The 10,118-nt window shown below is 55.3% G+C and carries 8 protein-coding genes; 6 read left to right on the top strand and 2 right to left on the bottom strand.

Annotated features, from left to right (window positions below):
* Window positions 1-471: 471 nt before the first annotated feature.
* Complete coding sequence (locus DHN12_RS18410; RefSeq protein WP_159090073.1) at window positions 472-1,503, bottom strand: GlxA family transcriptional regulator; 1,032 nt, start codon at window positions 1,501-1,503, stop codon at window positions 472-474.
* Window positions 1,504-1,646: 143 nt separating this feature from the next.
* On the opposite strand from DHN12_RS18410, the gene DHN12_RS18405 reads away from it, so the two are divergent.
* The 5 genes from DHN12_RS18405 to DHN12_RS18385 all read left to right on the top strand — a co-directional run bounded on the left by DHN12_RS18405 (window position 1,647) and on the right by DHN12_RS18385 (window position 7,793).
* Window positions 1,647-3,041: an FAD-binding oxidoreductase gene (locus DHN12_RS18405; protein WP_108861489.1), complete on the top strand. Its 1,395-nt coding sequence runs from the start codon at window positions 1,647-1,649 to the stop codon at window positions 3,039-3,041.
* Window position 3,042: 1 nt separating this feature from the next.
* Window positions 3,043-3,987, top strand: coding sequence for a homocysteine S-methyltransferase family protein (locus DHN12_RS18400; protein ID WP_108861488.1), 945 nt, complete (start codon window positions 3,043-3,045; stop codon window positions 3,985-3,987).
* Window positions 3,988-4,204: 217 nt separating this feature from the next.
* Entirely contained in the window at window positions 4,205-4,837 is a 633-nt protein-coding gene (locus DHN12_RS18395; RefSeq protein ID WP_108861487.1) for a TetR/AcrR family transcriptional regulator, read from the top strand.
* Window positions 4,827-6,926, top strand: coding sequence for an alpha/beta fold hydrolase (locus DHN12_RS18390; protein ID WP_108861486.1), 2,100 nt, complete (start codon window positions 4,827-4,829; stop codon window positions 6,924-6,926). Before DHN12_RS18395 ends, DHN12_RS18390 begins: the two co-directional genes overlap by 11 nt.
* Before the next feature lie 12 nt (window positions 6,927-6,938).
* The gene (locus DHN12_RS18385) at window positions 6,939-7,793 is read left to right on the top strand and encodes a class I SAM-dependent methyltransferase (protein ID WP_108861485.1); all 855 of its coding nucleotides are present in this window, start codon (window positions 6,939-6,941) and stop codon (window positions 7,791-7,793) included.
* A 106-nt stretch (window positions 7,794-7,899) separates the two neighbouring features.
* Here the strand turns inward: DHN12_RS18385 and DHN12_RS18380 are convergent, their stop codons facing one another.
* On the bottom strand, window positions 7,900-8,697 hold the full coding sequence (locus tag DHN12_RS18380) for a methyltransferase domain-containing protein (protein WP_159090072.1): 798 nt from the start codon (window positions 8,695-8,697) through the stop codon (window positions 7,900-7,902).
* A 463-nt stretch (window positions 8,698-9,160) separates the two neighbouring features.
* Here DHN12_RS18380 and DHN12_RS18375 point away from each other — a divergent pair, with 463 nt between their 5' ends.
* Entirely contained in the window at window positions 9,161-10,084 is a 924-nt protein-coding gene (locus DHN12_RS18375; protein ID WP_058276742.1) for a sulfotransferase domain-containing protein, read from the top strand.
* Window positions 10,085-10,118 lie beyond the last annotated feature (34 nt).

Genomic DNA, 10,118 nt, shown 5'->3' with positions numbered 1-10,118 from the left:
GATCAGGTGGATGCCCTGACCCAGTTCGCTGAATACATGCGTCGAAGCCAAGGGACATATCTCGATACAGATCCTTACACAGGCCGCCGCCAAGGCAACTATCGACCCGAACGACCAAGAAGGGAAGATCGCATGCGGTTCTGACGCCACGCCAAAGCGCTTTCAAGCGACCTCGGGTTGGATATCAAATCTTCGACCTCGAACGTCTGCGATGAAGCGCAAAGCTGCCGTAAGGGCCAACTGCAGCGAAGGTCTGCTCCGAGCCTAACTTGTGAATTCACTTTTTTCGCTGCGAGCGCACGCAGCGCGAAAATCGCTACAAGTGCTCGACTTCCAACGCTGCGCGGCTACAGAGATAGCCGCCGTTCGTTCATGGTGCAGCGAAAATTTGAAGAGGAATTCTCAGGTCGCGTACATAGCGGGCTTTTGAAGCAGCTGGTTCGACGTCTGATCCGTTGACAGAGCCGAAACCTAGTTATCAACGCTGGCGATCTGAGAAATGCGCTGAAACTTCTTTCGGTACGCTGCAGGAGACATTCCGGTGCCGCGCTTGAACACCCGTCGGAAAGATGCAGGATCATCGTAGCCGACGGTAGAGCCGACATCGTCACTGTTATGTTGATCCGTCTCCAGCATCTGCTTCGCCTCTTCGACCCGCAGCGCCTGCACGTATTCGATCGGGGTGAAACCCGTCGCCGCACGGAAGCGTCGGGAGAATGTGCGGGAATTCAGCCCTGACCGCTGAACCATTTTCTCTACAGGCTTGGTGGTGGCGTAATTGTCAGCAATCCAGATCTGGCACTCCGATATCGGGCCGTCATTGGACTCCATCGGCCTTGTCATCACCGAGTATGGCGACTGTCCTTCAGAGTGGCCGCTGATCAGAAAGACCTTTGCGGTTTCTATTGCGGTTTTGTAGCCACAGAAACGGGCGATCAGATAGACAGTCAAATCATGCCAAGCGCTGACACCTCCAGCGGTTACGATGCGGTCTGTTTCGGCGGCAAGGCATAGTATGGATTCATTTCGAAAGGTTATTTCGGGGAAATGCCGCTGAAACATGTCGCGATATGCCCAATGGGCCGTTGCCTCATGCCCATTCAGGAGGCCCGACTCTGCGAGCAGCAAAGACCCAGAACAAACCGAAGATAGCAGCGCGCCGTCAGCGTGCATTTTCTTGAGCCATGCGATTTCGCGCGGATAGCGACCCTTTGGAACATCGTAGATTGACGTATACATATCGCAGATGACAACTGCATCCGGCGTGTTCACATCACCAACAGCAGCGTGAGGTTCGACCGGAATGTTGCCGATGCAGTGAAACGGCTTCCCGTCCGCTGACACGATTTTGACATCGAGCAATTCATCCCCTGGCGCACCGTTCACCATATCGGGGTAAACAGCGCCCGCGGAGAGCAGAACGTCATAAAGCCCGTATAGAACGGATGCCGATGTTTCTTGCGCAGCAAGAAGTGCGATTGTTGGTTTGCGGTCGGATGGCATCGGTGCTCCTGTCATAATTGGCTCTGTTTTGGCAGAAATGACTTGTCATGATGTCTATTATGCCACGTATCTGGCAAAGTTGCCACTGAACGCGCGGCATCGAAGCTCTTACTGTAAAGGAAACAACCGATAGGAGGGCTGACATGGATAGTCATGAAACGACGGGTATGACAGGCATTGCGGGGTTTTCCGGCGAAATCATATTGCCGGGCTCGGATGAGTATGACACCGCCAGAGCAGTCTGGAATGCCATGATTGACCGTCGCCCCGGCATGATTGCTCGGTGTCGCAATAGCGAGGACGTGATTGCGGCAGTCAATCATGCGCGCGCGCATGATCTGCCAATCTCGATCCGTGGTGGTGGACACAATGTTGCCGGTCACGCGGTCTGTGACGATGGGTTGATGATTGATCTCAGTGGCATGCGCGCGGTTACCATTGATCCCGACAATCGCATTGCGTCGGTCGAAGGTGGTGCATTGTGGGCAGATGTCGATTCCGCAAGCCAATCCCACGGCTTGGCCACGCCCGGCGGGCTGATTTCCGACACCGGTGTTGCCGGGTTGACGCTTTCCGGTGGGATCGGCTGGCTTCGTGCCAAGCATGGCCTCTCAATAGATAACCTTGTTGCCGCAGAGGTGGTGACCGCCAACGGGCAAATGGTTCGGGCCAGCGACGACGAAAATGAGGATCTGTTGTGGGCGCTCAAAGGTGGTGGCGGCAATTTTGGCGTCGTCACCCGGTTCGAATTCGCCCTGCATCCCATTGGTCCCGAAGTCATGTTCGTGGCACCAATCTATGCAGTTGAAGACGGGCCGGAGCCGATCCGCGCCTGGCGAGACATGATGAAAGAACACGGCAACCTTGTCGGATCGCTGTGCGAGTTTTCGACGGCCGGGGGCGAGGATTTCGCGGAGAAGGATCAGGGCAAGCGCGTCTACACGTTGGCGTGCGTATACAACGGGGATGCGGCCGAGGGCGAGGCGCTGTTGCAGCCGCTGCGTGAGCTCGGCACGATGGTCGCCGACTTTTCGGGCCGAATGAAGTACTGCGAGGTGCAGCAACTCTTCGATACGCTGATGCCTGCGGGTGATTTTCGATGCTATTGGAAAGCACGGTATCTGACCGATCTCTCAGACGAGATGATTAGTCTTGCCATGCAGAACGCGCTTTCTGCACCTTCTGACAATTCGATTTCCTCGTTGTGGAATTTCGGCGGTGCAACTGCTGAAGTTCCAGCGGCTGCTACGGCCTTCGGGGATCGTTCGATGGGGTGGATGTACTCTCTGGATGGGGTCTGGACGGACCCGGCGGACGATGCCCGAAACATTGCTTGGTCACGCGACGGTTGGGAAAGTTCCGCGCCCTTTGGGCACCATGGCCGGGCCTACCTGAATTTCCCCGGCCACGGAGAGGACGGCGACGCGCTGACCCGGACGTCTTTTGGTGAGAATTTCCAGCGGCTGGTTGAGATCAAGACCAAATATGATCCGCATAACCGGTTTCGCTTCAATCAAAATATCCAGCCGGAGGTTTGAAATGACCATTCAATCCCCATTACCCGCTATGGGCTCGGGCGAGATTTTTCTCACCGAGGGCGGTACCGAAACCGAAATCATGTATCGTCATGGGTTCGAGTTGCCTGAATTTTGTATGCTGCCGCTGCTGGATAATCCAAAGGCCGTATCCGCGATGCGGGACGTGTTTTCGCAACAGCTTGATGTGGCCGCAGAGTTTGGCTTGTCCTTTCTGCTGACTGGGCTCGACTATCGCGCGAGCCCGGACTGGGGTGCCAAGTTGGGCTATTCATCGTCTGGTCTGGCCGAGGCCAATCTGGCCGCGATCTCGTTTCTCAGAGACGTTGCCAAAGGGTATAAGAGCCAGATACCGCGACTGTTGATCGGCGGCATTCTTGGCCCAAGAGGGGATGCATACAGCCTCAACCAGGAAATCACCGCCGAGAGCGCCGAGGACTACCATGCCGTCCAGCTTGAGACGTTGAAACGGGCAGATGTGGATTTTGTATGCGCTGCAACATTCAACAATATACCGGAAGCCGTCGGTGCTCTGCGCGCGGCGGAAAGGATTGGGGTGCCCCTCTCAGTGTCGCTGACGCTCGACAGTTCATGCCGGTTGAAATCAGGCCCAACTCTGGGAGAGGCGATCGTTGAAATTGACCGTCAGGCTGCACAGGCCGCGCCGGAGTTTTACATGGTCAATTGCTCCCATCCGCTTGAATATGAACCCGCTCTGGAGAACCGGGAGTGGATCAAGCGGCTGCGCGGGGTCCGCCCCAATGCCTCCAAGATGGAAAAGCTTGCCCTGTGCAAGCTCGGACATATCGAAGACGGCGACCCGGTTGAGCTTGGCGCACAATTGCGGACGCTTTCAGATCGCTATCCTCATATGGATATTTTTGGGGGGTGCTGCGGTACCGGACACGCGCACTTGCGTGAGATTGCAAAAGCACTTTTGCCTGGCTGAAGGTTGAATATTGCTTTGAAATTATGGGTGCCGCCATTCGTAGGATGTGCGGCACCCTCATTTATGGGCACATTTCGACCCGATGTTTTGAACAAGTCACGCGAAATATCCCGGCAGAGACAGGCTGTTCTACCCCGCAGTAGTGGTGCGACAAAACTAGATTGCAATTGATTAATTCGTTCGATCGAATTATAAAATTCACTCGAAAGGATTCGCCATGGCTCGAGTGACGGCAGACCGCGTTGAAAAGACCAAAAGAGTGCTGCTGGAGGCAGCCCGCCAAGTGCTGACCGACGAAGGGTTTGCAGGGCTATCAACGCGTCGGGTTGCAGAGGTTGCAAATACGCAGATGAGCCAAATTCGGTACCATTTCGGGTCGAAAGAAGGGATGATCCTTGCGCTCTTTGAGTACATGAACGCAGGGCTTATCAAGCGGCAAAGGCAAACCTTCTTCAATCCTTCGCTTCGGATTTCGGAAAAGTGGTTTCTCGCCTGCGATTTTCTGGATGAAGACATCCAGTCAGGGTACGTTCGCGTTTTTCAGGAACTTATTGCGGCAGGCTGGTCAAACCCAAAGATCGGGGACGCGGTGCGTGAGGCCCTTGCGCAATGGCACGAACTTCTAACGGCGCTGGCGCAAGAAGCTGTTGAGGAACACGGTGATATTGGCCCTTTCTCGGCCGAAGCGATGGGGTCTTTGATCGCCTGCGCGTTTGTGGGGGCCGAAGCGCTTATCCTGCTTGGCTATGAAGAGCAGATTCACCCCGTCCGAAAAGCATTGCGCCAAGTTGGTGAAACTATCGCGAAGTTGGAGGATCTTCAGAAAGAGAGGCACAGTCATGCGCGCTAAACTTCTGCATACCGAAGGAAATATCGACCGTGATGGCGTAAAGCTGCATTACGAGGTCTATGGACAGGGGGAGCACACGATCGTTTTCGTTCCGACCTGGGCGATCATTCACTCACGCGTGTGGAAGGCCCAGATCCCTTATTTCTCGGAACATTTCCGAGTCATCGCCTTCGATCCCCGTGGCAACGGAAAATCCGACCGCCCCCTTGATCCCGAAGATTATGCGCTGGACAAGATCGTGGGCGACGTCATCGCGGTGATGGATCATACGGAAACCGAAAAGGCAACGCTGGTCGGTCTGTCGTTCAGCAGCGCTATCGCTTTCGTGGTTGCTGCCAATCACCCGGACCGCGTCGAGGCTGTCGTCTCAACCGGCGGCTGGAGCCCCATTGTCCCTCCATACGCGGAAAGGTTTGTGGCTTATGAGGCTGAGGCGGAAGACAATCCCGAGGGTTGGAACAAATACAATGCCGATTACTGGCTCCGCGACTATCCGGATTTCATCAGCTTCTTCATGAGCAAAGTGCATAACGAGCCGCACTCGACCAAACAGCAGGAAGACGCTGTTGCTTGGGGTCTTGATGGGGACGGCACAATGCTGCGCATGACGCAGGATGCGCGCTCAGATGGTGCATCTATCGTAATCGATGAAGATATGTACCGGCGGGTTGCCTGTCCCAGCCTCATATTCGTCGGAGATGCGGATGAGGTGACGCCGCCGGAAACCTCGCACCGGATTGCAGAACTGACGGGCGGTGAACTGCATGTGATTCAAGGAGCAGGGCATGGCTTGCACGGACGTTACCCGGCTATGTTCAATACGACGATGCGAGACTTTCTGGCCAAGCACCTTGGAACTTACAAACCGTCGCGCCAGAGGCTGAAACGTGCGAAGCGTGCCCTCTACCTGTCCTCTCCCATCGGGTTGGGGCACGCGAGACGCGATCTGGCGGTGACGCGCGAGTTGCGCAAGCTGCACCCGGATCTGCAGGTCGACTGGTTAGCACAGGACCCGGTGACACGGTTTCTGAACGCCAATGCCGAGCGCGTTCATCCGGCCAGTAAACTATTGGCCAACGAAAGCGCGCATATCGAGGCGGAATGCGGTGAACACGACCTCCATGCTTTTCAGGCGATCCGCAGCATGGACGAGATTCTGATCAAGAATTTCATGGTGTTTCAGGAAGTACTGGAGGAGGAACCCTACGATCTGGTGATCGCGGATGAGGCCTGGGATGTCGACCACTATTGGCACGAACACCCAGACCTGAAAAAAGCGACGATGGCGTGGTTTACTGACTTCGTAGGCTGGCTGCCGTTCGCAGAAAACGGCCCGCGCGAAGCGTTTTTGACCACCGACTACAACGCCGAAATGATTGAGCACGTTGAACGGCATCCCGACATCCGGGATCGCGCCATTTTTGTCGGCACGACCGAGGATGTCGTGGATCAGAGCTTTGGTGAGGGTCTACCAGAGATGCGAAACTGGACACCGAAGCACTTTGAGTTTTCTGACTACATCATTGGGCGGCATCCGTCGGAGTTCGGCACACGCGACGACTTGCGCGCCGAATTCGGATATGATGACGGGCGCAAAACCTGCATCGTGTCTGTGGGCGGGTCCGGTGTGGGCGAGGCGCTGATCCGGCGCATTCTCAAAGCGATTCCTTTAGCGCGCACACGTTTGCCGGAACTGCGGGTCATCGTGGTTGCCGGCCCGCGCCTTGATCCGGATATGTTCGATCTGACCGACGGCGTCGAGATGCGCGCCTTTGTACCTGACCTCGACCGGCATCTGGCGGCTTGCGACCTTGCGTTGGTTCAGGGCGGTTTAACCACCTGCATGGAGCTTGCCGCCGCAGGTACACCCTTCCTCTACTTTCCCCTGCGCAACCATTTTGAGCAGAACTTCCACGTGGCAAGTCGGCTGGAGCGCTACAACGCGGGGCGCAAGATGATTTTTGCCGAAAGCGACCCTGACAGGATTGCAGCGGCCATGCTGGAGGAATTGAAGGCGCCACGCATCCCGATGAGCGTGGCCGCAAACGGGGCCTCCCGCGCCGCCGCGATGCTTCACGACTTGCTGTAAGGAGAGAGAAGAATGACGGAATTTGATCCCATTGCATTTAAGGATTCCACTCGAAATCAGTGGGATAACGTCGCTGAACATTGGAACGCCTGGGGCGGGTTGTTGGATCGGTGGCTTGGGCCAGCCACCGAAGTGCTTTTGGATATGTGCGGTGTCGGACCCGGGGCCCGCGTGCTGCACGTCGCCGGTGGGTCCGGTCAGGATGCGATGCAGAGCGCGAGGCGGGTCGGGCCGGAAGGGTTTGTCTTGTCCACCGATTTTTCTGATGAACTCACGCGACTTGCCAATGATCAGTTCACGCAAGCCGGAATGACGCAGGCGCGAGCCTCCGTAATGGACGGCGAAAACCTTGAGACAGGAGATCAACTGTTCGATGCTGTGATTTCGCGGGTTGGTCTTATCTTCTTCCCAGATCAGAAACGCTCGGTGCAAAGCCAGATCGCCGCGTTGCACGAGGGCGGATCTGTTGGCGCGCTGGTTTATGCAACGCCGCAGGAATGCCGGTTCTTTTCCGACCCAGTCGGTATCATTCGCAAACACGCCAATCTTCCGGCACCAGCACCAGGATTGCCCGGCCCGTTCAGCCTCGGCGCGCCTGGGGTCATCGAAAACTTGTTTGAAGATGCGGGGCTGCGCGATGTTCGGACGCAAAAGATTGAAGCGCCCGTTGTTCTCAAATCTGCACGGGAATGCCTGCGTTTTGAACAGGAAAGTTTCGGGGCGCTGCATCAAATGCTCGGTGATCTGGATGAAAAGGCCAAGCAGGCTGCATGGGATGACGTTGAAACCGCCCTGGAAACTTTTGAAACCGACAAAAGATTCATTGGCCCTTGCACGATGATTGCGGCGACGGGCGTCAAGCAGTGACCGGATGGGGCGGCAATTGTCAGACCCCTGACATCATCATCGCCAAATTTGATACCGGATTGCCCGTTCCTCGATTAGAGAGCCGACTGCGGCGAATGCCCGTCACTTAGTCTGTTCTTCTTCCGGTGACTACAAATTGCGGAGAAACAACCAAATATGACCCAGCGGCACGTGCACGTTCAATTTGGGACACAACCTGATCAACTGCCTCAGAGTCGATCGATCGGCTTTCGACGGCGTATTTCGCCATATTGCGGATCATGCCAATCAGCCGACCCTCAACGTCGGCATTGGCGACGACTGAAACTTTTACATCTTGAAAGCCGGCCTTCACGAATGCGCCAAATAGTTTTCTGCCCATGTCCGAGTTGCGACAGGCGTGGGAGGCCGCTTCGACAAACGCTCTCCAGGGGGCGTGGGCAACAGGCTCGGCGACCATCATGTACCAGTCACCTTCGATTGCATGTGCCAACCCGCCTGGACGGAGAACCCTGTGGAACTCTTTCAGTGTTTCAACCGGCTCATCAACATACATCAGGGCGTTTCGGGCCGTGATCCGATCCAAGGACGCGTCCCCCATGGGGAGCTTAACTCCTTCGTTCAAGCAGGTCGTTAGTTGATCCGAAACTCCTGCGAAGGCAGCATTCTCTTTAACCAAATCCAAAAACTCGGCATTAATGTCGATTGCGTGGACATGTCCTCCCGCTCCAACTTTCTCGGCGAGCGCCACGGAAACCTTGCCGGGACCACATCCAAAGTCTGCAACCGAGTGCCCAACAGCGATCTCGGCCGGGATGTAGAGTTTCTCTGCCGCTTCATCCCAACCAAAACCGTCACGGTACGCGGACATCCGTTCAGGTTCGATGTTCCTCCAATGCGTTTTGTAGAATGGTTCGTCTGCCAAACTGCTGCCCTCGCCAACTTTGATGCTAACAATAGCATGCGTTCAAACGGAAGGCTGCAGCGTTCCGCGTCTTGGTGGTTTAAGTGGTTGATAGCGAAAGGGCGGTCTGAAATTTGCCAGAATCGACGCCGCTGAAGGTCCGGTCTGGGGAAAATGTTGCTTTACTGAAATTTGACTGCCGCATCTGCGAACGAATGCTGCGTTAGCAAACACTTGGAATAGCAACGGCGGCAAAGTCCCGCGTAGCAGTCGTTCAAGCCGACTGCAGCGAAAGACTGCTTTAAGCCCAAAGCGGACTCGTTGCGCCAACTGTGCTATACAAGGCTCTTGCATTCTTAAAACGTGCCGATGGGAATTGCCAATGTCTGACAAGGACGAGAGTTTCACATGCGTGACACGGCTCACTGAACGGAAAATAGTTTTTTGCACGTCTTGGTGAATAGCTAGTAAGGAGATCGATAAGATGAGCGATACTGTGGAAAACGATGCTCCTCCCGCAGGACCTCCATGGATTCAGCCTGAGATTCAGCAGATGATCGAATGGCGTGATGGGGACGTCGTCATTTCGGTGCCCATCAAAAGCGGCACAACTTGGACAATGAACATTGTTCATCAACTGCTGACCGGTGGGACTTCTGAATTTCGCGATATCTACGAGCAAGTCCCTTGGATTGAGTTCTTGGGTTACCCCGGGCAGCCCCATCAGGATGTTGTGGACCGAGTGGCCGCGATGCCCACAGATACTCGCCGCGCATTTAAGACACATTCCCCACCTCCCGGTGTGCCATTCCAGACAGCCGGTTCAGGCAAAGACGTGAAATACGTCGTCGTTTTCCGCAATCCCGAAGAAGGGGTCGTCTCTTTTAAGACATTCCTAGACAAGCACACAGACGAATGGTTCGACCTCTGGGAGATGCCAAGAGAAGCAATGTGCCGCCCAGACTTTCCGTCATTCTATTCCGAGGTTATAGATGGCCATGGCTTGCAGGGGGCCTTCTTTGGTTTCCTTGCAGCGTGGTGGCCGCTTCGGCATGAGCCAAACGTCATGTTCATCCATTTTGCGGATATGAAGCGAGACCACGAGGGATCTGTCCGAAAGATAGCGGAATTCTTAGGTGAGGAGCCGAGCCACGATCATTGGGCAAAAATCCTTGAGTACACATCGTTTCCGTGGATGAAGAAGAATGAGAACAAATTTGAGGCGAGCACTGCTGGCAAAGTTCCGATTCTCGGTTCTGGCGCAATGATCCGCAAGGGAGAAGTTGGCAAAGCAAAGGCCGACGGTATGACGGGCGAAATATCTCGGCACATGCGTGAGGTGGGTAGTCAGATTTTTCCTGATGTAGCGGCCGTAAATTGGCTTTACGAAGGGGGTGAACTCCCCTGATATGAAGGTCGCTGGGGTATCCCACGGAAGTACA

The organism is Ruegeria sp. Alg231-54 (assembly GCF_900143525.1).
Classification (GTDB): Bacteria; Pseudomonadota; Alphaproteobacteria; order Rhodobacterales; family Rhodobacteraceae; genus Ruegeria.
The sequence above is the reverse complement of the archived record's forward strand: the minus strand, read 5'-3'. Positions and strand labels throughout refer to the sequence as shown.

What these genes read in the sequence shown, in the direction of transcription:
- DHN12_RS18400 (WP_108861488.1), top strand. Translation starts at nt 3,043, where the DNA reads ATGACCATTCAATCCCCATTACCCGCTATGGGCTCGGGCGAGATTTTT.
- DHN12_RS18390 (WP_108861486.1), top strand. Translation starts at nt 4,827, where the DNA reads ATGCGCGCTAAACTTCTGCATACCGAAGGAAATATCGACCGTGATGGC.
- DHN12_RS18385 (WP_108861485.1), top strand. Translation starts at nt 6,939, where the DNA reads ATGACGGAATTTGATCCCATTGCATTTAAGGATTCCACTCGAAATCAG.
- DHN12_RS18405 (WP_108861489.1), top strand. Translation starts at nt 1,647, where the DNA reads ATGGATAGTCATGAAACGACGGGTATGACAGGCATTGCGGGGTTTTCC.
- DHN12_RS18375 (WP_058276742.1), top strand. Translation starts at nt 9,161, where the DNA reads ATGAGCGATACTGTGGAAAACGATGCTCCTCCCGCAGGACCTCCATGG.
- DHN12_RS18410 (WP_159090073.1), bottom strand. Translation starts at nt 1,503, where the DNA reads ATGCCATCCGACCGCAAACCAACAATCGCACTTCTTGCTGCGCAAGAA.
- DHN12_RS18395 (WP_108861487.1), top strand. Translation starts at nt 4,205, where the DNA reads ATGGCTCGAGTGACGGCAGACCGCGTTGAAAAGACCAAAAGAGTGCTG.